A 25,558-nucleotide genomic window follows, 5' to 3' on the forward strand; every position below is an offset into this window, starting at 1 on the left:
CCGTGCAGGCGGATTACTGGATGATCAGGTTGTTGAACAGCAGATCATCCACCAGCGGCTTGCCCTCCTCCTGCTCCAGCACCTCGCGCACCTGCTTCAAAGCCTCCTGGCGCAACTGCTCCTTGGCCTCGACACTGCCCAGGGTCTCGTCGGTCTGCTGCGAGAAGAGCATGACCAGCTGGTTGCGGATCAGCGGCTCATGGTGTTTGACCCGCTCCTCCGCCTCCTTGCTGGCGACCCGCAAGGCGACATCGGCCTTGTAGTACTTGAGCCGCTCGCCGGAACCGTAGTTGCCGACCATCGCCGGGGTCAGAGCGTAATAGAGCGTCTGGTTGGCGGCCTCGCCGGCCGAGTCCTGCGCAAAGGCCGGGCCCGCCAGGAGGAAACAGACAAACAGGGAGATGATGCGCTTCACGGGACTGCTCCAAGGAAAATCCGCCGTCAGCATAACCAGTGCCGGCGCCCCGCCCAAGCCCGCCGCTTATACGCCACCATTACAGCCGGCGATGCTGATTGCCTCGCGGCCCCGCCCCTCTAGACTTGACGAGCCAAGAACAGTCGAGCCCTCTCTCGCCGGGTCGCCCGTGCTCCCGGCCAGTCGAATAAGGAAAAGCGATGAAAGCCGTCCTGTGCAAAGCCTTCGGCCCGGCCGAAAACCTGGTCCTCGAAGAGATCGCCTCGCCGTCGATCAAGCCGAACGAGATCCTCCTCGAGGTGCATGCCGCCGGGGTCAACTTTCCCGATACCCTGATGATCGAGGGCAGGTACCAGTTCAAACCGCCGTTCCCATTCTCGCCCGGCGGCGAAGCCGCCGGGGTGGTCGCCGCGCTCGGTGAAAAGGTCAGCCACCTCAAGGTTGGCGATCGGGTCATGGCGCTGACCGGCTGGGGCAGCTTCGCCGAACAGGTGGCGGTGGCCGGCAGCAACGCGCTGCCGATTCCGCCGAGCATGGATTTCGCCACCGCCGCGGCCTTCAGCATGACCTACGGCACCTCGATGCACGCGCTCAAGCAGCGCGCCAATCTGCAGCCCGGGGAAACCCTGCTGGTGCTGGGCGCCTCCGGTGGTGTCGGCCTGGCGGCCGTGGAGATCGGCAAGGCCATGGGCGCGCGGGTGATCGCCGCCGCCTCGACTGCCGAGAAGCTGGAGGTGGCGAAGAATGCCGGCGCCGACGAACTGATCAACTACAGCGAAAGCAGCCTGCGCGAGCGCCTGAAGGAACTCACCGGTGGCCAGGGCGTCGACGTGATCTACGACCCGGTGGGCGGTGCGCTGTTCGAAGAGGCGTTTCGCAGCATCGCCTGGAACGGTCGCATGCTGGTGGTCGGCTTTGCCGCCGGCGGCGATATCCCGGCGCTGCCGGCCAACCTGCCGCTGCTCAAGGGTGCAGCGCTGATCGGCGTGTTCTGGGGCGCCTTCGCCCAGCGCCAGCCGCAGGACAATGCCGCGAACTTCCGCCAGCTGTTCGCCTGGCATGCCGAGGGCAAGCTCAAACCGCTGGTGTCGCAACGCTTCACGCTGGCAGAAGCCGGCCAGGCCATCGCCACGCTGGGCCAGCGCAAGGCGGTCGGCAAGCTGGTGGTGCAGGTGCGCTGAAACGCGCCGGTGGGGAATGCAGGAAGCGCCTGGCGCCTCCTGCACGATCCGAGCGGATCAGTGAGCGGTAGCGGGCGCTTCGCCGGCGTTCTGCATGCGCGCCATTTCCTGGGCGTAGAGGGCATCGAAGTTCACCGGCGCCAGCATCAGGGCCGGGAACGAGCCGCGCGTAACCAGGTTGTCCAACGCTTCGCGGGCATACGGGAAGAGGATGTTCGGGCAGAACGCACCAAGCGTGTGGCTCATCGCAGCCGCTTCCAGGCCCTTGATCAGGAAAATGCCGGCCTGCTGCACTTCGGCGATGAAGGCCACTTCCTCGCCGGTCTTGACGGTCACCGACAGGGTCAGCACCACCTCATGGAAGTCGCCTTCCAGCGCCTTCTGCTTGGTGTTCAGGTCCAGCGCGACACTCGGATTCCATTCCTGGCGGAAGATTTCCGGGCTCTTCGGCGCCTCGAACGACAGGTCGCGGACATAGATGCGCTGCAGGGAGAACTGCGCGCCCTGTTCGGTTTGCGCCGCGGCGCCGTTGTTTGCTTGTTCGCTCATGGGTAAGAACCTTCTGGTTGTGCGTGTCGTGTTCGAGTTGTTGCGCAAGCGGTAGCGTCAGGCCTGCAGCAATGCGTCCAGGCGCCCGGCGCGCTCCAGCGCATGCAGATCGTCGCAACCACCGACGTGCTGCTCGCCGATCCAGATCTGCGGCACCGAGGTGCGCCCGGCCTTGCTGGCCATTTCGGCACGCAGGGCGGGCTTGCCATCCACGGGGATTTCCTCATAGGCGACCTGCTTGCGTTCGAGCAGCGCCTTGGCACGAATGCAGAACGGACACCAGGCGGTGGTATAGATGACGACCTTGGGCATGATTACTTGACCACTGGCAGATTGTCGCCGCGCCAGCTGGAAATCCCTCCCGACAGCTTGGCGGCAGTGAAGCCCGCCTTCTGCAATTCACGGCAGGCCGTTCCGGCATGCTGACCCATGGCGTCGACCACGATGATGGTCTTGGCCTTGTGCTTTTCCAGCTCGCCTGTGCGGCTGACCAGCTTCTCGTAGGGAATGTTCAACGCATCGACGATGTGCCCCGCATCGAACTCCTTCTTGACGCGCACGTCCAACACCACGCCTTCGCCACTGTTGACCAGCGCCGTCAGCTCGCGATTGCTCAGGCTCTTGCCGCCCTTGCGCGTCTCGGTGATGAACAGGAGGATCAGCAGCACCACGAACAGGCTGCTGAGTACATAGTGGTTAGAGACAAATTCAATCAGGTTAGCGAGCATCAACGGGTACCCGGGCGATAAAATGCGGGCCAGTATACACAGCCCCTCCTACCGGCTGAACCCTGACGAATCGTGACCTCGGCCCGGCCAGCCAGTAGACTGGCCGCCCTTTCCCCGCCCCCAAGGAGCCCGAAAGCATGCCTGCCGCGCCTACTGCCGTGCCCAAACCCCTGGTACTGATGATCCTCGACGGCTTCGGGCACAGCGAGAATCCCGAATACAACGCCATCCATGCCGCCAGCACGCCGGTCTACGACCGCCTGCGCGCCACCCAGCCACACGGGCTGATCTCCGGCAGCGGCATGGATGTCGGCCTGCCGGACGGGCAGATGGGCAACTCCGAGGTGGGCCACATGAACCTCGGCGCCGGCCGCGTGGTGTACCAGGACTTCACCCGGGTGACCAAGGCGATCCGCGACGGCGAATTCTTCGCCAACCCGACCATCTGCGCCGCGGTGGACAAGGCCGTCGGCGCCGGCAAGGCGGTGCACATCCTCGGCCTGCTCTCCGACGGTGGCGTGCACAGCCACCAGGACCACCTGGTCGCCATGGCCGAGCTGGCGGCCCAGCGCGGCGCCGAGAAGATCTACCTGCACGCCTTCCTCGACGGCCGCGATACCCCGCCGAAGAGCGCGCAAAGCTCCATCGAACTGCTCCAGGCCACCTTCACCCGCCTGGGCACGGGCCGTATCGCCAGCCTGATCGGCCGCTACTTCGCCATGGACCGCGACAACCGCTGGGACCGCGTGCAGCAGGCCTACGAGCTGATCGTCGACGGCAAGGCCGACTACCGCGCCGACTACGCCGTGGACGGCCTGATCGCCGCCTACGAGCGCGGCGAGAGCGACGAATTCGTCAAGGCCACCACCATCGGCGAGCCGGTGCGCGTGGAAGATGGCGACGCCGTGGTGTTCATGAACTTCCGCGCCGACCGCGCGCGCGAACTGACCCGTTGCTTCGTCGAGCCCGGCTTCAGCGAATTCCCGCGCGCCCGCGTGCCGCAGCTGGCCGGCTTCGTCATGCTCACCCAGTACGCCGCGAGCATCCCGGCGCCGGCCGCCTTCGCCCCGGAGGCGCTGACCAACGTGCTTGGCGAATACCTGGCCAACAACGGCAAGACCCAGCTGCGCATCGCCGAGACCGAGAAGTACGCCCACGTCACCTTCTTCTTCTCCGGCGGCCGCGAGGAACCGTTCGCAGGCGAGGAGCGCATCCTGATCCCCTCGCCGCAGGTCGCCACCTACGACCTCAAGCCGGAGATGAGCGCGCCGGAAGTCACCGACCGCATCGTCGACGCCATCGAGCATCAGCGCTACGACGTGATCATCGTCAACTACGCCAACGGCGACATGGTCGGCCATACCGGCGTGTTCGAGGCGGCAGTGAAGGCGGTGGAATGCCTGGACAGTTGCGTCGGGCGCATCGTCGCGGCGCTGGACAAGGTCGGCGGCGAGGCGCTGCTCACCGCCGACCACGGCAACGTCGAGCAGATGGAAGACGCCATCACCGGCCAGGCGCATACCGCGCATACCTGCGAACCGGTGCCCTTCATCTATATCGGCAAGCGCAGCGTCCACGTCCGCGAAGGCGGCGTGCTGGCCGACGTGGCACCGACCATGCTGACGCTGCTGGGCATGCCGGTGCCGGCGGAAATGACCGGCCGCTCGATTCTCGAACTGAAAGGCTGAAGGCTGAATATCAGTAGGGCGGGTGAAACCCGCCAATTCGGTGTTGCTGTCACACACGGGGCGGCGGGTTGTAACCCGCCCTACAGCTTCCTGCTCGCTTTTTAGGCATACTACGCCGGTCATAACGCTCGGTTGACGCCCTCCCATGTCCCGTACCCTCCTCGCCCTTGCACTCCTCTGCCTGCTCGGCCCGGCCGTGGCGGACGAGCGCGCTGCTACGCGCCAGCAGATCGAAGCTGCCCGCCAGGACATCGCCGAACTGCAGAAACTGCTGAAGAAGATCGAGCAGGAAAAGTCCAGCGTGCAGAAGCAGCTGCAGACCACCGAAAGCGAGATGGGCCAGCTGGAAAGACAGGTCGACGATCTGCAGCAGGAAATCGATCGCAGCGAGGCCGAGCTGGAGCGTCTCAACGAGGAAAAGACCACCCTCGAAGGCGCCCGTCTCGAACAGCAGCGACTGATCGGCCTGCAAGCCCGCGCCGCCTACCAGAGCGGCCGCCAGGAATACCTCAAGCTGCTGCTCAACCAGCAGAATCCGGAAAAGTTCAGCCGCACCCTCACCTACTACGACTACCTGAACAAGGCGCGCTTCGAGCAGGTCGACAGTTTCAATCGGACGCTCGGCCAACTGGCCAGCGTCGAGCACGATATCGCAACGCAGCAGCACAAGCTGGCCGAGCAGAAGGACGGCCTGCTCGAACGTCGTCGCCAGCTCGCCGAGGTTCGCAAGGAGCGCCAGCAGGCGCTGGCCAAGCTCGACAGCGACCACTCCAGCCGCGAGCAGAAGCTGCAGGCCCGCCGCCAGGAACAGGCACAGTTCGAACGCGTACTCAAGACCATCGAGGAAACCCTCGCCCGCCAGGCGCACGAGGCCGAGCAGGAGCGCCAGCGCGCGCTGCTCGCCGAGCGTGAACGGCAGAACGCCTCGTCAGGAGGGGCGTCCGGCCCCATGGTTTCCAGCGCCGGCGGCAGTTTCGGCGGCCCCTTCGCCCAGGCCAAGGGCAAACTGCCCTGGCCGGTCGACGGGCGCTTGGTCGCCCGCTACGGCACTCCGCGCGGCGGCGACGCTCGAACCAAGTGGGATGGCGTGCTGATCGGCGCCAGCGCCGGCACCCAGGTGCGCGCCGTGCATGGCGGCCGGGTAGTATTCGCCGACTGGCTGCGGGGCGCCGGGCTGCTGGTGATTCTCGACCACGGCAACGGCTACCTGAGCCTGTACGGCCACAACCAGAGCCTGTTGCGCGACGCCGGCGACATCGTCAAGGCCGGCGACCCGATCGCCACGGTAGGCACCAGCGGCGGCCAGGAAACCGCCGCACTGTATTTCGCCATTCGTCAGCAGGGCCGCCCCAGCGACCCCGCACAGTGGTGCCGCGCGCAAGGCTGATGCCCACCCCGGCTCCGCCGGGCTGCCCGCAAGCACGCCAAGCACGCCCTCTCACAACTGGAGTTCGACATGTTGCAGCTGCGCCGTTTCGCCCACCCGTCCACGCTCGCCCTGGCCATCCTGCTGGGCATGCAGGGCGCCGCCTGGGCCCAGCAATCCCCGACGGAACTGGCACCGGCCGAACTGGGCGCACCTGCCAGCAAGGCCCCCCTGCCGCTCGAAGAGCTGCGTACCTTCGCCGAGGTGCTGGACCGCATCAAGGCCGCCTACGTCGAGCCGGTGGATGACAAGACCCTGCTGGAAAACGCCATCAAGGGCATGCTCAGCAATCTCGACCCGCATTCGGCCTACCTCGAACCGGACGCCTTCGCCGAGCTGCAGGAAAGCACCAGCGGCGAGTTCGGCGGGCTGGGTATCGAGGTCGGCATCGAGGACGGCTTCATCAAGGTGGTGTCGCCGATCGACGACACCCCCGCGTCCAAGGCCGGCATCGAGGCCGGCGACCTCATCGTCAAGATCGACGGTCAGCCGACCAAGGGCATGTCGATGATGGATGCCGTCGCCAAGATGCGCGGCAAGCCCGGCAGCAGCATCAGCCTGACCCTGGTGCGCGAAGGCGGCCAGCCGTTCGACGTCAAGTTGACCCGTGCGGTCATCAAGGTGCGCAGCGTCAAGAGCCAGCTGCTCGAGCCCGGCTATGGCTACCTGCGCGTCACCCAGTTCCAGGTCAACTCCGGCGAGGAAGTCGGCAAGGCCCTGGCCAAGCTGAAGAAGGACAACGGCGGCAAGAAGCTCAACGGCCTGGTGCTCGATCTGCGCAACAATCCCGGCGGCGTATTGCAGGCGGCGGTGGAGATTTCCGACCACTTCCTCACCAAGGGCCTGATCGTCTACACCAAGGGCCGCATCGCCAATTCCGAGCTGCGCTTCAGCGCCGATGCGGCCGATGCCAGCGAAGGGGTACCGCTGGTGGTACTGATCAACGGCGGCAGCGCCTCGGCCTCGGAAATCGTCGCCGGCGCCCTGCAGGACCACAAGCGCGGCGTGGTGATGGGCACCGACAGCTTCGGCAAGGGCTCGGTACAGACCGTGCTGCCACTGAACAACGATCGCGCGCTGAAACTCACCACCGCGCTCTACTACACCCCCAACGGTCGCTCGATCCAGGCCCAGGGCATCGAACCGGACATCCAGGTGGAGCGCGCCAGGCTGACCCGCGAACAGGCCGGCGAGGGCCTTCGCGAAGCCGATCTGGCCGGCCACCTGGGCAACGGCAACGGTGGCCCGGATCGCCCCACCAGCACCCAGATCGCCAGCGACTCACCGCGCCCGCAGGACGATGACTACCAACTCGGCCAGGCACTCAATCTGCTCAAGGGGCTGAACCTCACCCGCGGGCAATGAGCGTGCGCCGCTGGGTCGCGCCGCTGCTGCTGTGCGGTGCGCTGATCGGGCAGGCGCTGGCCAACGAAGCGCCGCCCGACACGGCGCAGCCGGCACGCATGCCGCGGCTGGCACTGGTCATCGACGACCTCGGGCAGAATCCGGCGCGCGACCGCCGCGTGCTGGCGCTGCCGGGACCGGTGGCGCTGGCGATCCTGCCCGATACCCGCCACGCCGCCGCGCTCGCCGAACAGGCCCACCGCGCCGGCAAGACGGTGATGCTGCACATGCCCATGGCGCCGGCAGGCGGGCGCTTCGCCTGGCACCCGCAACTGGCCCACGACGAACTCGAACGCCGCCTGGACGCCGCGCTGGCGGCGGTGCCGCACGTCAGCGGGGTGAACAACCACATGGGCAGCGCGATGACCGAACAGCCGCAGGCCATGGCCTGGCTGATGGGCGAACTGCAGCGGCGCCACCTGTTCTTCCTCGACAGCCGCACCAGCCCGCGCACGGTCGCCGCCGCCAGCGCCCAGCGCGTCGCCCTGGCGAGCCTGTCGCGGGACGTCTTCCTGGATAACGACCCCAGCCCGGCGGCCGTGGCCGAACGCCTGCGCGCGGCCATCGCCCTGGCGCGCAAGCAGGGCTCGGTGGTCGTCATCGGCCACCCCCACGACAGCACGCTGGCGCTGCTGGAACGCGAACTGCCGCGGCTGGCCGAGCAAGGCATCGAATGGATCGGCATCGACCAGATGATCGCCACCCGCGGCAACCGGGCGATGGCCGCCCATGGCAAGGGCGGCATGTACCGCTAGCGCCCGACGCGGCGCCTGCAGGAGCGGGCTTGCTCGCGAGCGGCCGCACTGCGCAGTTCCCGTGCGGGTACCGTAGGGTGGAAAACCGCGAAGCGTTTTCCACGCGCGGCGCAACGCCTGCTCGAGGTCGTCACCGCTCCATTGCATGGGACCAGGGTGGATAAGCTGCGCGTTATCCACCCTACAGTCTGTAGGAGCCCGGGGAACGCCGAGTCCTTGCCGGCGATCATCGGCGTCGAGACGAATCGCCGGCACGCCGGCCCCTACAGCCCGCGGCGCTACAGGTAGCGCGCGTTGATCGCCTCGACCGTGCCGTCAGCGCGCATCTGCTCCAGCGCCTGCTGCAGCTTGTGCACCGTCTCGTCGGCGACCTGCCGGTTCAGTGCCAGATAGAGCTCGGCGCTGTCGAAGCGCAGCACGCGCTTGAGCCCGGTCACGCCTTCCTGGCGCGCCAGGTAGCGCCCGGCGGGATCGCCGGTGGCCCAGAGATCGATCCTGCCGTCGATCAGCTTCTTCGCGTTCTCCTGGTCGCGCAGCGCCAGCACCGGCTGCAGCCCCTGGCCGGCCAGGTGTTCGGCGATGGCATCGCCCTTGTAGGCGCCGATACTGTACTGGCGGGCCTGTTCCAGGCTGGTCAGGCTGATAGGGCTGTCGCCGCGGGCCAGCAGCACCCAGTCGTCCGGGCCGATGGGGCCGACCCACTTGAACAGCGCCTCGCGCTCGGGCAGCCGGGCGGTGACGAAAACACCGTAGCCCGGATTCTCCAGCGCCATGCCGTAGATGCGTTCCCAGGGGAAGCGCAGCGTCAGGCTGTAGTCCACGCCGGCGCGCGCGAACATCTCGCGCACGATATCCGCCGCGATGCCGCCGATATTCTCGTCACGGGCGAAGTTCTTGCCGTCCAGCGCCATGTTGTAGGGCGGGAAGTTCTCCGTCAGCAGGTCGATCTTCGCCGGTGCCTGGGCATGCGCCAGGGCGCCGCCGAGCAGCAGCGCCGCCGCCAAGATGAAGGTCGGGATTCTGGACATGATTGATCCTCGTAAAGCCGCATCCGCTGGGTCCGGCGGATGTGTCCATGGGTAGCGATCGAATTCCTTCCGATCAGCATCGCGCCGCGCCGGCGCTCGAGAGCCGGGCGCTAGCGGATCGCGCAGGTGAGGATATGGAGTTTACTGCCGGTTATCGGCGTAGCAGGGTCGCCACGCCGCAGAACGTGAACCGGTTCTCAGCGCATCACGATACCGCGTGCGGCCAGGTAGGCCTTGGCCTCGGGCACGGTGTACTCGCCGAAGTGGAAGATGCTCGCCGCGAGCACCGCGTCGGCCTTGCCTTCGATGATGCCGTCGGCCAGGTGCTGCAGGTTGCCGACACCGCCGGAGGCGATCACCGGGATGCCCACCGACTCGCTGATGGCACGGGTGACGCCCAGGTCGTAGCCGCTCTTGACACCGTCCTGGTCCATGCTGGTGAGCAGGATCTCGCCAGCGCCGAGCGCCTCCATCTTCTGCGCCCAGGCCACCGCATCCAGCCCGGTGGGCTTGCGCCCGCCGTGGGTGAAGATTTCCCAGCGCGGCGTCTCGCCCGGCGCGGACACCTTCTTGGCGTCGATGGCGACGACGATGCACTGCGAGCCGAAGCGCTGCGCGGCCTCGCCGACGAATTCCGGGTTGAACACCGCGGCGGTGTTGATCGAGACCTTGTCGGCGCCGGCGTTGAGCAGGTTGCGGATATCCTGCACGGTCCTCACGCCCCCACCCACCGTCAGCGGGATGAACACCTGGCTGGCCATGCGTTCGACGGTATGCAACGTGGTGGCGCGGTCGTCGACGCTGGCGGTGATGTCGAGGAAGGTGATCTCGTCGGCACCCTGCTCGTCGTAGCGACGGGCGATCTCCACCGGGTCGCCGGCGTCGCGGATGTTTTCGAACTGGACGCCCTTGACCACGCGGCCGTTGTCCACGTCGAGGCAGGGAATGATGCGTTTGGCCAGGGCCATGGTCGATCTCTCTCGTAGGGTGGACAACCGCGCAGCGTTGTCCACCGGGTCACCGGACGCATGGTGGACAAGCGAAGCGTTGTCCACCCTACGGCTTATTCCTCTTTCAGCTTCAGGTCGCAGAGCGCCTGCGCCTCGGCCACGTCCAGCGTGCCTTCGTAGATCGCGCGGCCGGTGATGGCGCCGATGATGCCGGGATTATTGGTATCCAGCAGCTTCTGGATGTCGCCGATGTTGTGGATGCCGCCGGAGGCGATCACCGGGATGCGGCTGGCGTTGGCCAGAGCCACGGTGGCCTCGACGTTGCAGCCCTGCATCATGCCGTCCTTGGCGATGTCGGTATAGACGATCGCCGAGACGCCGTCGGCCTCGAAGCGGCGTGCCAGGTCGGTCGCCTGCACGCTGCTGACCTCGGCCCAGCCGTCGGTGGCGACGAAGCCGTCCTTGGCGTCCAGGCCGACGATCACCTTGCCGGGGAAGGCGCGGCAGGCCTCGGCGACGAATTCCGGCTGCTTGACCGCCTTGGTGCCGATGATCACGTAGCTGACCCCGGCGCGCACGTAGTGCTCGATGGTCTCCAGCGAGCGGATACCGCCGCCGATCTGGATCGGCAGGTCCGGGTAACGCTTGGCAATGGCGGTGACCACTTCGCCGTTGACCGGCTGGCCTTCGAAGGCCCCGTTGAGGTCGACCAGATGCAGGCGGCGGCAGCCGGCCTGGACCCATTTGGCGGCCATCGCCACCGGGTCGTCGGAGAATACCGTGGCGTCGTCCATCAGGCCTTGGCGCAGACGCACGCAGGCGCCGTCCTTGAGATCGATAGCGGGGATGATCAGCATCTTGAGACTTCCTCTGGCCCGGCCCGCTGACGGCAGCAGGCACAGGCGAATTCAGCGTAGGGTGGAAAACCGCGCAGCGTTTTCCACCGTGGGATTTCTTACCAGCGCCCATCCCAGGCGGCGAAGTTCTGCAGCAACTGCAGGCCGTGGGTATGGCTCTTCTCCGGGTGGAACTGCACGGCGAAGCGCGAACCGTCGGCCAGCGCCGCGGCGAAGTCCTTGCCGTAGTGGCCGCGTCCGACGACGTGGCGCGGGTTGCCGGCCTCGACGTAGTAGCTGTGCACGAAGTAGAAACGGCCGTTGTCCGGGATGGCGTGCCAGAGCGGATGGTCCACCGCCTGCCTGACCTCGTTCCAGCCCATGTGCGGCACCTTGAGGTGCTCGCCGTCCTCAACCAGGTCCTTGCCGAAGAAACGCACCTGGCCGGGGAACAGGCCGATGCAGTCGACGCCGTCGTTCTCCTCGCTGCGCTCCAGCAGCGCCTGCATGCCGACGCAGATGCCGAGGAACGGCCGGTCGACGCTGACCTCGCGGACCAGCTCGTCGAAGCCCAGCCGGCGGATCTCGGCCATGCAGTCGCGGATCGCGCCGACGCCGGGAAACACCACCCGGTCGGCCTCGCGGATGACCTGGGCATCGCTGGTCACCAGCACCCTGCCGGCGCCGACGTGCTCGAGGGCCTTGGCCACCGAGTGCAGGTTGCCCATGCCGTAGTCGATGACGGCGACGGTCTGCATCACAGGCACCCTTTGGTCGACGGCATCTGCCCGGCCATGCGCGGGTCGCGCTCGACCGCCATGCGCAGCGCGCGGCCGAAGGCCTTGAACACCGTCTCGATCTGGTGGTGGGTGTTGATGCCGCGCAGGTTGTCGATGTGCAGGGTCACCAGCGCGTGGTTGACGAAGCCCTGGAAGAATTCCTGGAACAGGTCGACGTCGAACTTGCCGACCACCGCGCGGGTGTAGGGCACGTTCATGGTCAGCCCGGGACGCCCGGAGAAGTCGATCACCACACGCGACAGCGCCTCGTCCAGCGGCACGTAGGAGTGGCCGTAGCGGACGATGCCCTTCTTGTCGCCCAGGGCCTTGGCGAAGGCCTGGCCGAGGGTGATGCCGACGTCCTCGACGGTGTGGTGGTCGTCGATGTGCAGGTCGCCGTTGCACTCGATATCCAGGTCGATCAGGCCGTGGCGGGCGATCTGGTCGAGCATGTGCTCGAGGAAGGGCACGCCGATGGCGAAGCGCGCCTTGCCGGTGCCATCCAGATTGATGGTGGCCTTGACCTGGGTTTCCAGGGTGTTGCGCTCTACGCAAGCCGTACGTTCGGACATCAACAGCTCCGCTTATCGTGGGGCGAAAAGGGGCTCATTATAGGCGCAAACGCCGCAGCGGGGATACGCGCCGGACGGCTGGACTGCATCTTGCAGGCGCCCTCGCATTTGCCAACCAAGGTGCAGCGCATGCCCGGACGAAAGATGCCCGCCACCCTGCGCTTCATGCTGGCGGCCCGGCGCAGCGAACTGCTGGGCCTGGAAGACCTGGCGCGCACCTGCGAGCTGGTCACCCGCATCAGCCAGCTGGTGCACGCGCTGCAGAAGGAACGCGGCTATTCGAACATCTACCTGGGCGGCAACGCCGCGCACCAGCGCCAGCAGCTCGACCGCCTGACGCTGGAGGCCCAGGCGCTGGAACGCGAGGTGCGCCAGGACCTCGAACGCATCGACCTGGAGGCCGTCGGCTCGGCGGACAGGACCCGGCTGTTCACCCGCATCGCCTATGCCCTGCACAGCCTGGACGAACTGCCGGCCCTGCGTCGGCGTATCCGCGAGCACGCCATCGGCATGCAGGACGCCACCGCCACCCTGGTACGCCTGATCGGCGGGCTGCTGGCCGTGGTATTCGAGGCCGCCGATACCGCCGCCGACCCGGACATCACCCGCTGCCTGGTGGCGCTGTTCAACTTCATGCAGGGCAAGGAACTGGCCGGCCAGGAGCGCGCGCTAGGCGTCGCCGGGTTCGCCAGCGGCTATTTTCGCGACGACATGCTCGAACGCCTGGAGCAGTTGCTCGAAGGCCAGCAGCGCTGCTTCGCCACCTTCGAGCGCTTCGCCAGCCCGGCGGCGCAGGCGCTCTGGCTGGCGCTGCGCGGCAGCGACATCGATGCCCAGGCCTGCCGCCTACGCGATGTCGCCCGGCGGACCCGGGAGGATGCCGGGGTCGATCCGCAGCTGGGCGAGCTCTGGTTCGAGCTGCACACCCGCCGCATCGACGCGATGAAGGAGGTCGAGACGCGCCTCGAACAGGACCTGCTGCAGTGCTGCCGGCAGAGCATCGAGCGCATTCGCAGCGACCTGCACAGCCACCGCCGGCTGCTCGACGGCATCGCCGACATGCACGCCGCGGCCGAACAGGCGAAGCTGTTCAGCGTGCAGGCCAGCGACCTCGACGCACCACCGCAGGACGGCATGACCGCCATGGTCACGCGCTCCATCCTCGAGCTGCTGCAGACCCAGACCTTGCGCCTGCAGGGCCTGCACGAGGAACTGCAGGAAGCGCGGCAGGCCCTGGAGGAGCGCCGGCTGGTGGAGCGCGCCAAGCAGCAGCTGATGCGCCAGCAGGGTTTCACCGAAAGCGAGGCCTACGCCTGGTTGCGCCAGGCGGCGATGAACCAGGGCCTGCGCCTGGAAGAGGTCGCCCAGCGCCTGCTGGCGCTCGACAGCGCGCAGCCCGGCAGCCCGGCGCCCCGCCGCCCCCGAAGCAAGCACTGAAAACAGGCACGCCAGCCGTTATTGCGCAGCGCCTGCCCCGCGGATGTGCATCGCACCTACCGCCGCCGTCCCTGCGCGAGGCTTGCGAAGCATTCCGCTGCCTTGTCGTGACGTTGCGGCAAGGCCATCCGGGTGCGCGGGCAAGTCATTGATTCCTCAGGGCTCGACCGCTCCGGGCGGCGGCCAGCGGCGAATCGCCCGAAGCGGGCGGGGCATCCTGGCACAGCTTTCGCTAATGCCTGATCAGGACTGGTTCTGCCGGTCTCCACAACTCCTCATCAGGACAACGGTGTCCACGCCTGCCGGCTCAGCCGGTCGGCGTGACACCGTTTTTTTTCGCCTCAAGGAAACCGATCATGACCGACAAGCCGAGCAACGACGCGCAAAACAGCCCACTGCTGGCCTCGCGCCGCAACTTCCTCAAGCACTCGATCCTCGCCGCCAGCGGCGTCGCCCTGTTCGGCGGCATGTCCCTGGGTATGCGCTCGGCCGCCTGGGCCGCCGGCGGTGACGTGGAAACCACCAGGGCCAAGCTCGGCTTCATCGCCCTCACCGACGCCGCACCGCTGTTCGTCGCCGCCGAGAAAGGCTTCTTCGCCAAGTACGGGATGACCGAGGTCGAGGTGCTCAAGCAGTCTTCCTGGGGCACCACCCGCGACAACCTGGTGCTCGGCGCGGCGAAGAATGGCATCGACGGTGCGCACATCCTCACGCCCATGCCCTACCTGATCAGTGCCGGCACCGTCACGCCGAACAACCAGCCGGTGGCCATGTCGATCCTCGCGCGGCTGAACCTGGCCGGCCAGTGCATCTCGGTCGGCGAGGAGTATCGCGACCTGAAGATCGGCCTCGACAGCACGCCGTTCAAGGCCGCGCTGGAAGCGAAGAAGGCCAGCGGCAAGAAGGTCAGCGCAGCGATGACCTTCCCCGGCGGCACCCATGACCTGTGGATGCGCTACTGGCTGGCCGCCGGAGGCATCGACCCGAACGCCGACATCAACACCATCGTCGTGCCGCCGGCGCAGATGGTCGCCAACATGAAGGTCGGCAGCATGGACACCTTCTGCGTCTGCGAGCCGTGGAACGCCCAGCTGATCAACCAGAAGATCGGCTACACCGCCAACACCACCGGCGAGCTGTGGCACAACCATCCGGAGAAGGCCTTCGCCCTGCGCAGCGACTACGTGGCGGCCAACCCCAACGCGGCCAAGGCGCTGACCATGGCGATCATGGAAGCCCAACAGTTCTGCGAGAGGGCCGAGAACAAGGAAGAAGTGGCGAAGATCTGCTCGCAACGCAAGTGGATCGGCGCGCCCTACAAGGACATCGTCGACCGCATGAAGGGCAACTTCGCCTACGGCACCGGCAAGGTCATCGAGAACCATCCCGAGCAGATGCGCTACTGGGACGACCACGCCTCCTATCCATTCCAGAGCCACGACCTCTGGTTCCTCACCGAGAACAAGCGCTGGGGCTACCTGCCGGCCGACTTCGACAGCCAGGCGCTGATCGCCAAGGTCAACCGCGAGGACATCTGGCGCGCCGCCGCCGGCGAGCTGAACCTGCCCGCCGAGCTGATCCCGACCTCCACCTCCCGCGGCGTGGAGAAGTTCTTCGACGGCAAGCTGTTCGACCCCGAGAACCCGCAAGCCTACCTGGACAGCCTGACCATCAAGGCCATGGCCTGATAGCCGCAACCCGCGAGGAAAAGCCCATGAATGCCAACGTCAAACTGCAGCCCGCCAGCACCGAGCCGGTGTCCATTGTCCGCCCATCCAGAGCCGCTGCACTGATGCAGCGTAGCGGCCGCTACGCGGTGCAGCAGCTGGTGCCATCCCTGGTCATCCTGCTGGTGCTCGGGGTGATCTGGGAGATGCTCTGCTCCGGTGCCGATGCCGCGCTGCCACCGCCTTCGCAGGTGATCGCGGAAACCTGGGAGCTGATCGTCGATCCGTTCTACGACAACGGTGGCAATGACGTGGGCCTGGCCTGGCAACTGCTGGCCAGCCTCGAGCGGGTCGCGGTCGGCTATCTGCTGGCGGTGGTCGCCGGGGTCGGCCTCGGCGTGCTGATCGGCCAGTCGGACTGGGCCATGCGCGGCCTCGATCCGATCTTCCAGGTGCTGCGCACGGTGCCGCCACTGGCCTGGCTGCCGCTGTCGCTGGCGGGCTTCCAGGACAGCCATCCCTCGGCGCTGTTCGTCATCTTCATCACTGCGATCTGGCCGATCATCATCAATACCGCGGTGGGCATCCGCAACATCCCGCAGGACTACCGCAACGTCGCCCAGGTGCTGCAGCTCAATGGCTTCGAATACTTCAAGACCATCATGCTGCCGGCTGCCGCACCCTACATCTTCACGGGCCTGCGCATCGGCGTCGGGCTGTCGTGGCTGGCGATCATTGCCGCGGAGATGCTCATCGGCGGCGTCGGCATCGGCTTCTTCATCTGGGATGCGTGGAACGCCTCGCGCATCAGCGACATCATCCTCGCGCTCGTCTACATCGGCGTGGTCGGCTTCGTGCTCGATCGCCTGGTGGCCTTCGTCGGCCAGCGCATCACTCGCGGCATTCCGGCCAACTGAGGAGCAACGCCATGAGCTATCTCTCCATCGAACACCTGGACAAGAGTTTCGTGCGCGGCAACCTCGCCTCGCAGGTGCTCAAGGACATCAACCTGAACATCGCCAAGGGCGAGTTCATCTCCATCATCGGCCACTCCGGCTGTGGCAAGTCGACGGTGCTGAACATCATCGCCGGGCTGCTGGAGCCCAGCCTCGGCGGGGTGATTCTCGACGGCAAGGAAGTGCGCGGGCCGGGCCCGGACCGCAGCATGGTGTTCCAGAACCATTCGCTGCTGCCCTGGCTGACCGTCTACGAGAACGTCGAGGTGGCGGTGAACAAGCTGTTCAAGCGCAGCATGAACCGCACCGAGCGCCGCGAGTGGATCGAGCACAACCTCGGCCTGGTGAACATGGGCCATGCGCTGAACAAGTACCCGCAGGAAATCTCCGGCGGCATGAAGCAGCGCGTCGGCATCGCCCGCGCGCTGGCGATGAAGCCCAAGGTGCTGCTGCTCGACGAGCCGTTCGGCGCGCTGGATGCGCTGACCCGCGCGCACCTGCAGGACGAGGTGATGAAGATCCAGAAGGAGCTGGGCAACACCATGATGATGATCACCCACGACGTCGACGAAGCGGTGCTGCTCTCCGACCGCATCGTGATGATGACCAATGGCCCCTCGGCGACCATCGGCGAGATTCTCGACGTGAAACTGCCGCGCCCGCGCGAGCGCATCGCCCTGGCCGACGACCCGAAGTACAACCACTACCGCCGCGCGGTGCTGAGCTTCCTCCACGAGCGTCATCGCCTGCAGTGAACGGCCGGGCCCCGCCATCGCCCCCGTGCGGCGGCGGATGTTCGCGGGTATCCTTGCGGCATTCCGCCCAGCCGCCGCAAGGTCACCATGCCCGTCTACGTCGAATCCATCACCCAGCCCAGTGCGCAGGATCGCAGCGACCTGGCGAAGATCTACGCCGATGCCCCCGCCTGGCTGCTGGAACCCCATGCCAGTGCCGAGGCGCTGATCGAAGCGGCGCTGACCGATGGCAGCCTGATCGCCGGACGCTTCAACGACCGCCTGCTCGGCGCCGCCCTGCTGCGGCGCGGCGACGGCACCTGGCATCTGTCGCACCTGTGCGTGCGCAAGCTCACCCGCAAGCGCGGCGTCGGCCGCCGCCTGCTGGAGGAAAGCCAGCGCCTGGCGGGCGCGGCCGGCAAGCCGTTGCACCTGGCCGCGCCGCCGGACCATCTGGAAGCCCGTGCCCTGGCCGCGCGCACGCACCTGCCGCTCGACCCGCTCTGAGCCCGCCAGCCCGTCGCCCCGGCGGCCGCGCTTGCGGAACCGGCACCCACGCCGCCACTCCAAAGCCGACCGTCCATCGAACATGCCAATGGCACAGGGCTATACTCGGCACTTTTCAGATCGCTCATCTACAAGGATTCGTCCATGAAATCGCTCGGCAAAATCCTGGGTCTGGTCATTCTCGGGCTGTTGCTGATCGTCGTGGCAGCGGGCTTCGCCCTGACCCACCTCTTCGATCCCAACGACTACAAGGACGAGATCCGCGACCTCGCCCGCAGCAAGGCCGGTCTCGAACTGAACATCGGCGGCGACATCGGCTGGAGCCTGTTCCCCTGGCTCGGCCTGGAACTGCACGAAACCACCCTGGCCAGCGTGCAGACGCCGGACCAGCCGTTCGCCGACCTGCGCATGCTCGGCCTCTCCGTGCGGGTGATGCCGCTGCTGCACCGCGAAGTGCAGATGAGCGACATCACCGTCAACGGCCTCAACCTGACCCTGAGCCGCAATGAGCAGGGCCGCGGCAACTGGGAAGGCGTCGGCCAGCCGACCAGCCCCGCCGGGCAGCCCGCCGAAGCCCCGCAGGCGCCGGCCGAATCGCAGGCCGACGAAGGCGCACGGGCGCCGGCATCACGCGGCCGGCCGCTCAAGCTGGACATCGACAGCCTCACCGTCAGCGATGCCCGGGTGACCTACCAGGACGCCCAGAGCGGCCAGCAATTCAGCGCCGAAGGCATCGAGCTGAGCACCGGCGCGATCCGCGAAGGCAGCGCCATCCCGCTCAAGCTCAGCGCCTTCTTCGGCAGCAACCAGCCGGTGATGCGCGCGCGTACCGAACTGCAGGGCGCGCTGCGTTTCGACAACCAGCTCAAGCGCTACCAGTTCGAGGACATGCGCCTGTCCGGCGAAGCCTCGGGCGAGCCGCTGCAGGGCAAGACCCTGAGCTTCAGCGCCCAGGGCCAGCTGCTGGTCGACCTCGCCGCGCAGATCGCCGAGTGGAACAGCCTCAAGTTCACCGCCAACCAGTTGCGCGGCCTCGGCGAACTGAAGGCACGCGACCTCGACAGCGAACCCAAGCTCAGCGGTGCGCTGACCGTGGCACAGTTCAACCTGCGCGAATTCCTCCAGAGCGCCGGCCAGGAGCTGCCGGCGATGGCCGACGGCAACGCGCTGGGCAAGGCCGAGCTGGTCAGCCGCCTGAGCGGCACGCAGAACAGCCTGGCGCTGGAAGAACTGACGCTGAAGCTCGACGACAGCACCTTTACCGGGCAGATCGCCGTCAGCGACTTCACCCGCCAGGCACTGCGCGTCAACCTCAAGGGCGACCGCCTCGACCTCGACCGCTACCTGCCGCCGCCGGCCAAGGACGAAGCCGCCGGTGCAGCGCGCAAGAGCGAGGTCAAGAGCACCCAGGCCAGCGCCGTTGGCAGCGGCACCACGCCGCTGCCGAGCAGCCCGACCCAGCAGGCCTGGAGCGATGCCCCCGTGCTGCCGCTGGACCGCCTGCGCACGCTCGACGCCGAGATCGGCCTCGCCGTCGGCAGCCTGACCGCGATGAAACTGCCGTTCGATGGCTTCAACCTCAAGGCCCGCGCCCGCGATGGCCTGCTCAGCCTGCAGGAGCTGCGTGGCGGTCTGTACGGCGGCCGCCTGGATACCTCCGCCAGCCTCGACGCACGTCCGGCGCTAGCGCAGCTCAGCGTGCAGAACCGCCTCACCGGCGTGCCGGCCGAACGCCTGCTGGAGAGCCAGGGCGAGGAAGTGGTGGTCAAGGGCCTGCTCAACCTGGACGGCGACCTGCGCACCCAGGGCAACAGCCAGAAGGCCTGGGTCGACAACCTCAACGGCAAGGTCGGCTTCATCGTCGACAACGGCGTGCTGGTCGACGCCAACCTCGAGCAGCAGCTCTGCCGCGCCATCGCCACGCTCAACCGCAAGCCGCTGTCCAGCGAGCCACGCAGCAAGGACACGCCGTTCCGCGAGCTCAAGGGCAACCTCACCCTGCGCAACGGCGTGGCCAGCAACCCCGACCTCAAGGCCAGCATCCCCGGGTTGACGGTCAACGGCAACGGCGATGTCGACCTGCGCGTGCTGGGCATGGACTATCGCGTCGGCATCGTCATCGAAGGCGACAAGGGCGCCATGCCGGACCCGGCCTGTCAGGTCAACGAGCGCTACGTCGGCATCGAATGGCCGCTGCGCTGCCGCGGCCCGCTGGAGCTGGGCGCCAAGGCCTGCCGCTTCGACAACGACGCACTGGGCAAGGTCGCGGCCAGGCTGGCCGGCGAGAAGCTCAGCGAGAAGATCGAGGAGAAGCTCGGCGACAAGGTCAGCCCTGACCTCAAGGACGCCCTCAAGGGCCTGTTCAAGCGATGAGCCCGGAGCAGTTCGGCACGGCGGTCCTCACCTGGTACGACCGCCACGGCCGCAAGGACCTGCCTTGGCAGCAGGGCATCACACCCTACCGGGTCTGGGTCTCGGAGATCATGCTGCAGCAGACCCAGGTCGGCACCGTGCTCGGCTATTTCGACCGTTTCATGGCCGCGCTGCCCGACGTCGAGGCGCTGGCCGCCGCCGCGGAAGACGAAGTGCTGCACCTGTGGACCGGCCTCGGCTACTACAGCCGGGCGCGTAACCTGCACAAGACCGCCCGGCTGATCGTCGCCGAACATGGCGGCGTATTCCCGCAGGATGTGGAAAAACTCGCCGAATTGCCCGGCATCGGCCGCTCCACCGCCGGCGCCATCGCCAGCCTGAGCATGGGCCTGCGCGCGCCGATCCTCGACGGCAACGTCAAGCGCGTGCTGGCGCGCTACGTCGCCCAGGCCGGCTATCCCGGCGAGCCGAAGGTGGCCCGCCAGCTGTGGGAAATCGCCGAACGCTTCACCCCGCAGGAACGGGTCAACCACTACACCCAAGCGATGATGGACCTCGGCGCCACGCTCTGCACCCGCAGCAAGCCGAGCTGCCTGCTCTGCCCGCTGAAGGAAGGCTGCCGCGCCCACCTGCTCGGCCGCGAGACCGATTTCCCGCACCCCAAGCCGCGCAAGGCGCTGCCGCAGAAGCGCACCCTGATGCCGCTGCTGGCCAACCGCGAAGGCGACATCCTGCTCTACCGGCGGCCGTCCAGCGGCCTCTGGGGCGGGCTCTGGAGCCTGCCGGAACTGGACGACCTGGCCGCCCTCGACCCGCTGGCCGAGCGCCACGCCCTGCAGCTCGAGGAGCGCCGCGAACTTCCCGGCCTGGTCCATACCTTCAGCCATTTCCAGTTGGCCATCGAACCCTGGCTGATCAGGGTCACGTCCGCGCCAGGCAGCGTGGCCGAGGCCGACTGGCTCTGGTATAACCTCGCCACCCCACCGCGCCTCGGCCTCGCCGCGCCGGTGAAGAAACTGCTCAAGCGCGCCGCCGCTGAATTGCATGCAGGAGAAACCCCATGACCCGCACCGTGCATTGCCGCAAGTACAACGAAGAACTCCCCGGCCTCGACCGCCCGCCCTACCCCGGCCCGAAGGGCGAGGACATCTACAACAACGTCTCCAGAAAGGCCTGGGAAGACTGGCAGAAGCACCAGACCATGCTGATCAACGAGCGCCGACTGAACATGATGAACGCCGAGGACCGCAAGTTCCTCCAGGGCGAGATGGACAAGTTCTTCTCCGGCGAGGAATACGCCCAGGCCGAGGGTTACGTGCCACCGAGCGAATGAGCCATCGAGACACGCCTGGAACGCTAAGCGCCCGTCCGGATTAAATATTTTTCCGGAGCGCGCTTGACAGGCAAAAGCCAAATCCGTCTAATAGCGCCCCGTTGCCCAGGTAGCTCAGTCGGTAGAGCAGGGGATTGAAAATCCCCGTGTCGGCGGTTCGATTCCGTCCCTGGGCACCACCTTTCGTTTTCAGGTGGTGCCAAAACCACCCGAAAGCCCACAAGAAGCCCGCCCCGTGCGGGTTTTTTGTTGTCTGTAATTCCCTACCCTTCCCTTGTAAGCCCGAATCTTTAGGGGCATTCTTTGGGACGTCGCCAGTTCGGTCACTGCGACGTCCCTACGAAGGTGCCCTATGCCCCGCAAAGTCACGCCGCTGACTGATTCAGCGATCAAGGCAGCAAAGCCGAAAGAAAAGACTTTCAAGCTGACTGACGGCCAGGGGCTGTACCTGGACGTGAAGCCGACCGGCTCAAAGCTGTGGCGCTTCAAATACCGTTTCAACGGAAAAGAGATGACCCCGTTGTCGTTTGGCCCCTATCCCGCCCTGACATTGGTGAAGGCCCGCCAGAAGCGCACAGACGCACGCGAGCTGCTAGCCCAAGGGGTTGACCCCGGCGCAGAGAAAAAGGCCGCTAAACAAGCGCAACGGGCCGATGGCGTGACATTCGAGACGCTGGCGCGGGAGTGGTACGCCTACAACTCGCCACGCTGGGCCGAAAGCACCGCCTACAAGGCGAAGCTGTACATGGAAAACGACCTGATACCCGGCATCGGTAGCCGTCCGGTAAAGGCGATCACCCGCCCCGAACTGGTGGAGCTGGTGCGCAAGGTCGAAGCGCGGGGCACGCTGAATGCCGCCGGCAAAATCCGCCAATGGCTACACCAGATATTCCGCTTCGGGCTGGCGAAAGGCGTAGTCGAAGCCAACCCGGCCACCGATCTGGACGTGGTAGCCGCACCGCCGAAAGCCACCCGCCACCATCCGCACGTTGCGTTTGCCGAACTGCCCGAGCTGCTGGGCAAGATCGAATCGACCACGCTCAACACGCTGACCCGCTGCGCCATCCGCTTGCTGGTGCTGACCGCCGTTCGCCCTGGTGAGCTGCGCCAGGCGCCGTGGTCGGAGTTCGATCTAGACGGCGCGACCTGGACCATTCCGAAAGCGCGTATGAAAGCCCGCCGCCCGCATGTGGTGCCCTTGCCCCGCCAAGCCGTCGCCATCCTGCGCCAGCTCAAGGAAATCACGGGCGATTACCCGCTAGTGTTTGCCGGGCAGCAGAACCCAGACCGGCCAATGTCGGAGAACACGATAAACAAGGCGCTGCGCCTGATGGGCTACGAAGGCCGCCAGACCGGCCACGGCTTCCGCCACCTGCTGAGCACCGAACTCAACGGGCGCGGCTATAACCGCGACTGGATCGAGCGCCAGCTAGCCCACGGCGACAACGACGAAATCCGCGATACCTACAACCACGCCACCTACCTGGAGCAGCGCCGGGAAATGATGCAAGCCTGGGCTGATTCGATAGACGCGCAATGCGGCGGCGCCAACGTGGTGAGCATCAAGCGCAAGGCTTAACGGTTTGGCTGGCCTAGCTCGACGGAGCGAAAAGCGGACTTCCCACCCGCCTGACCAGCCGATTTATTCAGGAAGTGGGGCGCCTGGGAGGGTGTCACGGTGAGCAAGTTCGCAAAATTCAAACCCGTCCTAACGACCGAGGAAACATCAACCCTGCTAACCCGCCTGACAGGCGAAGCAGTGAGCGCAGGCACGGTTCGTGAGCTTTGGGAGCGCTGCTACCTTACGCCGATTCTGTGCCACGGCACCCGAGTGGTTGGCTTTGACCTAGAGTCGGTCAAATGCCTTTTTTCGAACGGAAAAGCATCACCACAGGCTGAAAGCCGAATCGGCATCTTGTCCGGTCGGTACTCTATTTTTGATGGCGTGGAAGCTTGCTTGGTGGACGGAACAAATGGAGAGGAGCTGTTCTTCTTCATTGAGCGCCCCTCAGAGATTGAGTCCGAGTCGATAAAGCTAGAGTTCGAACTTGAAGATCTCAAATCAATAGCGACAGACGATATTGAAACGTACTTCTACGCATATGAAGAGGTCCGCCGCCTTGCAGACTTGGCGAATAACGATGCACTTCCGCCTCCGGCGCAGATCTTTCGCCCATTGCAGGTGAATTTTTCACCGAGCCCCCGATTTAGCTGGCCGATAGCAGATAGGCTTTGCGGCTTGCAAACAGAGAGCGGCGAATTTTCTCTGACTCCATTCGCTATGGCAGCGTTGAACGAAGATGACAGCCAAACAAGAAAACCGCTTCATCCCAGTGAGCGCAAGAGCACCGAGCAAATCATCGCAACGCTGCCCCTGAACACCCCTACCTGACCCGCAAGCGCATTGCCCCGCATCGCTTGCGCCAACGCCGTGACGTTCTGCTGGTGCCGCTGTACGCCGATGGCTACCTGTGCAACCTGCAACGCATCGCAGCGGACGGCAGTAAGCGTTTCCTATCTGGAGGCCGGGTAAAGGGTGCCTATTCGCCCATCGGCACACTGGAGCCAGGCCAGCCGCTGTACGTCTGCGAAGGCTGGGCAACCGGGGCAACCATCCATGCCGAAACCGGCGCCGCCGTGGCCTGCGCCATGAATGCGGGCAACCTGCTGGAAGTCGGGCGCCAGCTCCGACGGCACTACCCCGACAACCCGCTGATTATCGCGGGTGACGACGACCGCCAGACCGAAGGCAACCCCGGACGCGCCGCAGCCACCCAAGCCGCCGCCGTGCTGGGCTGTGGGCTGGTGCTGCCACCATTTCCCGCTGATGCGCCGATTGATCTATCGGACTTCAACGATCTAGCCAACTGGAGGGCCGCACAATGAGCGCAGCCATCGTCACCCCGATTGTGCCGGAAGCCGTCGCGCCAGCCATCGAGCGCCCCTGTTACCGAGTGTATGAACACACCATCACACTGGACGGCGTGAAGCTGCGCCCCGGCGTCTGGTATCACGGGCAAAGCCTGGACAAGCAAAGCGGCGAGTATCTGCCGTTCGATGAATGGCTGTGCGGGCCTTTGCATGTCGAAGCCGTCACCCGCAACGAAGGCCAGGACGGCGATTACGGGCGCCTGCTGCGATTCCGCAACGCCGACCGCCGCGAACTGACCTGGGCAATGCCCAACGAGCTATTGGCGGGCAAGCCCGATTCGATCCTGTCCGTTCTGCTGGGCATGGGCCTGGACATTGATTACCAGCGCCGCGCCAAGGTCTGCCAGTACATCGCCGCGCAATACCCGAAAGACCGCGTGATAGCGGCCACGTCTACCGGCTGGCACACCCGCGAGCTTTTCATCATGCCGCGCCAGAACATCGGCAAGGGTAAAGCGATATTCCAGAGCGAAGCCGCCAACGGTGACGACTACCGCCAAGGCGGAACGCTGGAAGGCTGGCAAGACAGCATCGGCGCCAAGTGCGAGGGCAACCCGCTGCTAGTGCTGAGCGTGTGCGCATCGCTTGCCGGGCCGCTGCTATACCACGTCCAACGGCAAGGCGGGGGCTTTCATATCGTCGGTGATTCCAGCACGGGCAAGAGTTCCGCCATTCTGGCCGGGGCATCGGTATGGGGGCACGGTGAGGACTTCAAGCGTACTTGGCGCGCTACTGGCAACGGGCTGGAAGGCATCGCCAGCCAACGCAATGACACGCTGCTGGCGCTGGATGAGAGCGAGGCCGACCCACGGGAAATCGGCGCTGTGGTCTATGCAATGGCGAACGGCACCGGCAAGGCCAGAGCCACCCGCAACGGTTCGGCACGGGCTGCGAAGCGCTGGCGCGTCATGCTGTTTTCATCCGGCGAGCTGGGGCTATCGGCGCTGATGGCTGAAGGCGGCAAGCGCAGCCGGGCCGGGCAGGAAATCCGCCTGCTGGATATACCCGCCCGCCGCGCTTTCGGCGCCTGGGACAACTTGCACGGCATGACCGGGGGCCGGGAGTTCTCCGACGCGATCCAGCGCGCCAGCGTGACGCACTACGGGCACGCGGGGCCGCAGTTCATCCGCAAGCTGCTGGAGCTTGGCGAGCAGGACGATTTGCCCGCGCTGCTGGCGCAACGTAAGCGTCCAGCCAAGTCATCTTCCGAAGCTGTATCACATGGTGCACGGGTAGGCTGTATCACATGCTGCACGCCTACTCTGTATCACACGCTGCACGCATAAAAATCAGTGCGAGACTATTACGG

The 25,558-nt window shown here is 66.2% G+C and carries 25 protein-coding genes, 1 tRNA gene and 1 pseudogene; 18 read left to right on the forward strand and 9 right to left on the reverse strand.

Annotation, left to right across the window (positions count from 1 at the left end):
- Nucleotides 1–13: 13 nt before the first annotated feature.
- Nucleotides 14–415 carry a flagellar basal body-associated protein FliL gene (locus tag CXK94_RS11575; protein WP_037042903.1) on the reverse strand — a complete coding sequence of 134 codons (402 nt, stop codon included), beginning with the start codon at nt 413–415 and terminating at the stop codon, nt 14–16.
- Between the two features lie 200 nt (nt 416–615).
- Here CXK94_RS11575 and CXK94_RS11580 point away from each other — a divergent pair, with 200 nt between their 5' ends.
- Entirely contained in the window at nt 616–1,596 is a 981-nt protein-coding gene (locus CXK94_RS11580) for an NADPH:quinone oxidoreductase family protein (protein ID WP_102894456.1), read from the forward strand.
- Between the two features lie 57 nt (nt 1,597–1,653).
- Here the strand turns inward: CXK94_RS11580 and secB are convergent, their stop codons facing one another.
- The 3 genes from secB to CXK94_RS11595 are packed head-to-tail and all read right to left on the reverse strand — an operon-like array spanning nt 1,654 to nt 2,873.
- Nucleotides 1,654–2,145 carry a protein-export chaperone SecB gene (secB, locus tag CXK94_RS11585; RefSeq protein WP_037042901.1) on the reverse strand — a complete coding sequence of 164 codons (492 nt, stop codon included), beginning with the start codon at nt 2,143–2,145 and terminating at the stop codon, nt 1,654–1,656.
- A 57-nt stretch (nt 2,146–2,202) separates the two neighbouring features.
- Nucleotides 2,203–2,457 carry a glutaredoxin 3 gene (grxC, locus tag CXK94_RS11590; RefSeq protein ID WP_037042899.1) on the reverse strand — a complete coding sequence of 85 codons (255 nt, stop codon included), beginning with the start codon at nt 2,455–2,457 and terminating at the stop codon, nt 2,203–2,205.
- Between the two features lie 2 nt (nt 2,458–2,459).
- Nucleotides 2,460–2,873 carry a rhodanese-like domain-containing protein gene (locus CXK94_RS11595; RefSeq protein ID WP_014818641.1) on the reverse strand — a complete coding sequence of 138 codons (414 nt, stop codon included), beginning with the start codon at nt 2,871–2,873 and terminating at the stop codon, nt 2,460–2,462.
- A 137-nt stretch (nt 2,874–3,010) separates the two neighbouring features.
- Here CXK94_RS11595 and gpmI point away from each other — a divergent pair, with 137 nt between their 5' ends.
- The 4 genes from gpmI (at nt 3,011) to CXK94_RS11615 (ending at nt 8,146) form a co-directional block, all read left to right on the forward strand.
- Nucleotides 3,011–4,561: a 2,3-bisphosphoglycerate-independent phosphoglycerate mutase gene (gene gpmI / locus CXK94_RS11600; RefSeq protein ID WP_102894457.1), complete on the forward strand. Its 1,551-nt coding sequence runs from the start codon at nt 3,011–3,013 to the stop codon at nt 4,559–4,561.
- 145 nt (nt 4,562–4,706) lie between these two features.
- Nucleotides 4,707–5,948: a murein hydrolase activator EnvC family protein gene (locus tag CXK94_RS11605; RefSeq protein WP_102894458.1), complete on the forward strand. Its 1,242-nt coding sequence runs from the start codon at nt 4,707–4,709 to the stop codon at nt 5,946–5,948.
- Nucleotides 5,949–6,017: 69 nt separating this feature from the next.
- The gene (locus CXK94_RS11610; RefSeq protein WP_102894459.1) at nt 6,018–7,352 is read left to right on the forward strand and encodes a S41 family peptidase; all 1,335 of its coding nucleotides are present in this window, start codon (nt 6,018–6,020) and stop codon (nt 7,350–7,352) included.
- The gene (locus CXK94_RS11615) at nt 7,349–8,146 is read left to right on the forward strand and encodes a divergent polysaccharide deacetylase family protein (RefSeq protein ID WP_102894460.1); all 798 of its coding nucleotides are present in this window, start codon (nt 7,349–7,351) and stop codon (nt 8,144–8,146) included. Before CXK94_RS11610 ends, CXK94_RS11615 begins: the two co-directional genes overlap by 4 nt.
- A gap of 278 nt (nt 8,147–8,424) precedes the next feature.
- Here CXK94_RS11615 and CXK94_RS11620 read toward each other — a convergent pair whose 3' ends face one another.
- From CXK94_RS11620 to hisB, 5 genes are all read right to left on the reverse strand, one after another.
- The gene (locus CXK94_RS11620; RefSeq protein WP_037042886.1) at nt 8,425–9,174 is read right to left on the reverse strand and encodes a substrate-binding periplasmic protein; all 750 of its coding nucleotides are present in this window, start codon (nt 9,172–9,174) and stop codon (nt 8,425–8,427) included.
- Nucleotides 9,175–9,371: 197 nt separating this feature from the next.
- Complete coding sequence (gene hisF / locus CXK94_RS11625) at nt 9,372–10,142, reverse strand: imidazole glycerol phosphate synthase subunit HisF (protein ID WP_037042883.1); 771 nt, start codon at nt 10,140–10,142, stop codon at nt 9,372–9,374.
- Nucleotides 10,143–10,237: 95 nt separating this feature from the next.
- Nucleotides 10,238–10,981, reverse strand: coding sequence for a 1-(5-phosphoribosyl)-5-[(5-phosphoribosylamino)methylideneamino]imidazole-4-carboxamide isomerase (gene hisA / locus CXK94_RS11630; RefSeq protein ID WP_102894461.1), 744 nt, complete (start codon nt 10,979–10,981; stop codon nt 10,238–10,240).
- 98 nt (nt 10,982–11,079) lie between these two features.
- Nucleotides 11,080–11,718, reverse strand: coding sequence for an imidazole glycerol phosphate synthase subunit HisH (gene hisH, locus CXK94_RS11635; RefSeq protein ID WP_037042878.1), 639 nt, complete (start codon nt 11,716–11,718; stop codon nt 11,080–11,082).
- Nucleotides 11,718–12,311 (reverse strand): imidazoleglycerol-phosphate dehydratase HisB, encoded by a 594-nt coding sequence (gene hisB / locus CXK94_RS11640; protein ID WP_037042875.1) that lies wholly within the window; start codon nt 12,309–12,311, stop codon nt 11,718–11,720. Before hisB ends, hisH begins: the two co-directional genes overlap by 1 nt.
- A gap of 129 nt (nt 12,312–12,440) precedes the next feature.
- Between hisB and CXK94_RS11645 the strand changes: the two genes are divergently transcribed.
- From CXK94_RS11645 to CXK94_RS11705, 13 genes and pseudogenes are all read left to right on the forward strand, one after another.
- Entirely contained in the window at nt 12,441–13,748 is a 1,308-nt protein-coding gene (locus CXK94_RS11645; protein WP_102894474.1) for a nitrate regulatory protein, read from the forward strand.
- A gap of 356 nt (nt 13,749–14,104) precedes the next feature.
- A complete protein-coding gene (locus CXK94_RS11650) occupies nt 14,105–15,436 on the forward strand; it encodes a CmpA/NrtA family ABC transporter substrate-binding protein (RefSeq protein WP_102894462.1) in 1,332 nt (443 codons plus the stop codon).
- Nucleotides 15,437–15,462: 26 nt separating this feature from the next.
- Entirely contained in the window at nt 15,463–16,332 is an 870-nt protein-coding gene (gene ntrB, locus CXK94_RS11655) for a nitrate ABC transporter permease (protein WP_102894463.1), read from the forward strand.
- An 11-nt stretch (nt 16,333–16,343) separates the two neighbouring features.
- A complete protein-coding gene (locus CXK94_RS11660; RefSeq protein WP_102894464.1) occupies nt 16,344–17,126 on the forward strand; it encodes an ABC transporter ATP-binding protein in 783 nt (260 codons plus the stop codon).
- Between the two features lie 87 nt (nt 17,127–17,213).
- Nucleotides 17,214–17,612, forward strand: a complete 399-nt coding sequence (locus tag CXK94_RS11665; RefSeq protein WP_102894465.1) for an acetyl-CoA sensor PanZ family protein — start codon at nt 17,214–17,216, stop codon at nt 17,610–17,612.
- A gap of 144 nt (nt 17,613–17,756) precedes the next feature.
- Nucleotides 17,757–19,985 (forward strand): AsmA family protein, encoded by a 2,229-nt coding sequence (locus tag CXK94_RS11670; RefSeq protein WP_102894466.1) that lies wholly within the window; start codon nt 17,757–17,759, stop codon nt 19,983–19,985.
- A complete protein-coding gene (gene mutY / locus CXK94_RS11675; RefSeq protein WP_102894467.1) occupies nt 19,982–21,049 on the forward strand; it encodes an A/G-specific adenine glycosylase in 1,068 nt (355 codons plus the stop codon). Before CXK94_RS11670 ends, mutY begins: the two co-directional genes overlap by 4 nt.
- Entirely contained in the window at nt 21,046–21,318 is a 273-nt protein-coding gene (locus CXK94_RS11680) for an oxidative damage protection protein (protein WP_037041531.1), read from the forward strand. Before mutY ends, CXK94_RS11680 begins: the two co-directional genes overlap by 4 nt.
- Before the next feature lie 103 nt (nt 21,319–21,421).
- Nucleotides 21,422–21,497, forward strand: a tRNA-Phe gene (locus CXK94_RS11685).
- A gap of 173 nt (nt 21,498–21,670) precedes the next feature.
- The gene (locus CXK94_RS11690; protein WP_037041529.1) at nt 21,671–22,897 is read left to right on the forward strand and encodes a tyrosine-type recombinase/integrase; all 1,227 of its coding nucleotides are present in this window, start codon (nt 21,671–21,673) and stop codon (nt 22,895–22,897) included.
- A 99-nt stretch (nt 22,898–22,996) separates the two neighbouring features.
- Complete coding sequence (locus CXK94_RS22275) at nt 22,997–23,710, forward strand: hypothetical protein (RefSeq protein ID WP_146032310.1); 714 nt, start codon at nt 22,997–22,999, stop codon at nt 23,708–23,710.
- A pseudogene (locus CXK94_RS11700) lies at nt 23,680–24,204 on the forward strand (toprim domain-containing protein); the annotation flags it as partial. The gene CXK94_RS22275 and the pseudogene CXK94_RS11700, both read left to right, overlap by 31 nt.
- Entirely contained in the window at nt 24,201–25,535 is a 1,335-nt protein-coding gene (locus CXK94_RS11705; RefSeq protein WP_258005945.1) for a DUF927 domain-containing protein, read from the forward strand. The pseudogene CXK94_RS11700 and the gene CXK94_RS11705, both read left to right, overlap by 4 nt.
- Nucleotides 25,536–25,558 lie beyond the last annotated feature (23 nt).

The organism is Stutzerimonas stutzeri (assembly GCF_002890915.1).
GTDB classification, from domain to species: Bacteria; Pseudomonadota; Gammaproteobacteria; order Pseudomonadales; family Pseudomonadaceae; genus Stutzerimonas; species Stutzerimonas stutzeri_AF.

Excerpts from the sequence above, each read along its gene's own strand:
- CXK94_RS11580 (WP_102894456.1), top strand. The coding sequence starts at position 616 with ATGAAAGCCGTCCTGTGCAAAGCCTTCGGCCCGGCCGAAAACCTGGTC.
- secB (WP_037042901.1), bottom strand. The coding sequence starts at position 2,145 with ATGAGCGAACAAGCAAACAACGGCGCCGCGGCGCAAACCGAACAGGGC.
- grxC (WP_037042899.1), bottom strand. The coding sequence starts at position 2,457 with ATGCCCAAGGTCGTCATCTATACCACCGCCTGGTGTCCGTTCTGCATT.
- CXK94_RS11595 (WP_014818641.1), bottom strand. The coding sequence starts at position 2,873 with ATGCTCGCTAACCTGATTGAATTTGTCTCTAACCACTATGTACTCAGC.
- gpmI (WP_102894457.1), top strand. The coding sequence starts at position 3,011 with ATGCCTGCCGCGCCTACTGCCGTGCCCAAACCCCTGGTACTGATGATC.
- CXK94_RS11605 (WP_102894458.1), top strand. The coding sequence starts at position 4,707 with ATGTCCCGTACCCTCCTCGCCCTTGCACTCCTCTGCCTGCTCGGCCCG.
- CXK94_RS11610 (WP_102894459.1), top strand. The coding sequence starts at position 6,018 with ATGTTGCAGCTGCGCCGTTTCGCCCACCCGTCCACGCTCGCCCTGGCC.
- CXK94_RS11615 (WP_102894460.1), top strand. The coding sequence starts at position 7,349 with ATGAGCGTGCGCCGCTGGGTCGCGCCGCTGCTGCTGTGCGGTGCGCTG.
- CXK94_RS11620 (WP_037042886.1), bottom strand. The coding sequence starts at position 9,174 with ATGTCCAGAATCCCGACCTTCATCTTGGCGGCGGCGCTGCTGCTCGGC.
- hisF (WP_037042883.1), bottom strand. The coding sequence starts at position 10,142 with ATGGCCCTGGCCAAACGCATCATTCCCTGCCTCGACGTGGACAACGGC.
- hisA (WP_102894461.1), bottom strand. The coding sequence starts at position 10,981 with ATGCTGATCATCCCCGCTATCGATCTCAAGGACGGCGCCTGCGTGCGT.
- hisH (WP_037042878.1), bottom strand. The coding sequence starts at position 11,718 with ATGCAGACCGTCGCCGTCATCGACTACGGCATGGGCAACCTGCACTCG.
- hisB (WP_037042875.1), bottom strand. The coding sequence starts at position 12,311 with ATGTCCGAACGTACGGCTTGCGTAGAGCGCAACACCCTGGAAACCCAG.
- CXK94_RS11645 (WP_102894474.1), top strand. The coding sequence starts at position 12,441 with ATGCCCGGACGAAAGATGCCCGCCACCCTGCGCTTCATGCTGGCGGCC.
- CXK94_RS11650 (WP_102894462.1), top strand. The coding sequence starts at position 14,105 with ATGACCGACAAGCCGAGCAACGACGCGCAAAACAGCCCACTGCTGGCC.
- ntrB (WP_102894463.1), top strand. The coding sequence starts at position 15,463 with ATGAATGCCAACGTCAAACTGCAGCCCGCCAGCACCGAGCCGGTGTCC.
- CXK94_RS11660 (WP_102894464.1), top strand. The coding sequence starts at position 16,344 with ATGAGCTATCTCTCCATCGAACACCTGGACAAGAGTTTCGTGCGCGGC.
- CXK94_RS11665 (WP_102894465.1), top strand. The coding sequence starts at position 17,214 with ATGCCCGTCTACGTCGAATCCATCACCCAGCCCAGTGCGCAGGATCGC.
- CXK94_RS11670 (WP_102894466.1), top strand. The coding sequence starts at position 17,757 with ATGAAATCGCTCGGCAAAATCCTGGGTCTGGTCATTCTCGGGCTGTTG.
- mutY (WP_102894467.1), top strand. The coding sequence starts at position 19,982 with ATGAGCCCGGAGCAGTTCGGCACGGCGGTCCTCACCTGGTACGACCGC.
- CXK94_RS11680 (WP_037041531.1), top strand. The coding sequence starts at position 21,046 with ATGACCCGCACCGTGCATTGCCGCAAGTACAACGAAGAACTCCCCGGC.
- CXK94_RS11690 (WP_037041529.1), top strand. The coding sequence starts at position 21,671 with ATGCCCCGCAAAGTCACGCCGCTGACTGATTCAGCGATCAAGGCAGCA.
- CXK94_RS11705 (WP_258005945.1), top strand. The coding sequence starts at position 24,201 with ATGAGCGCAGCCATCGTCACCCCGATTGTGCCGGAAGCCGTCGCGCCA.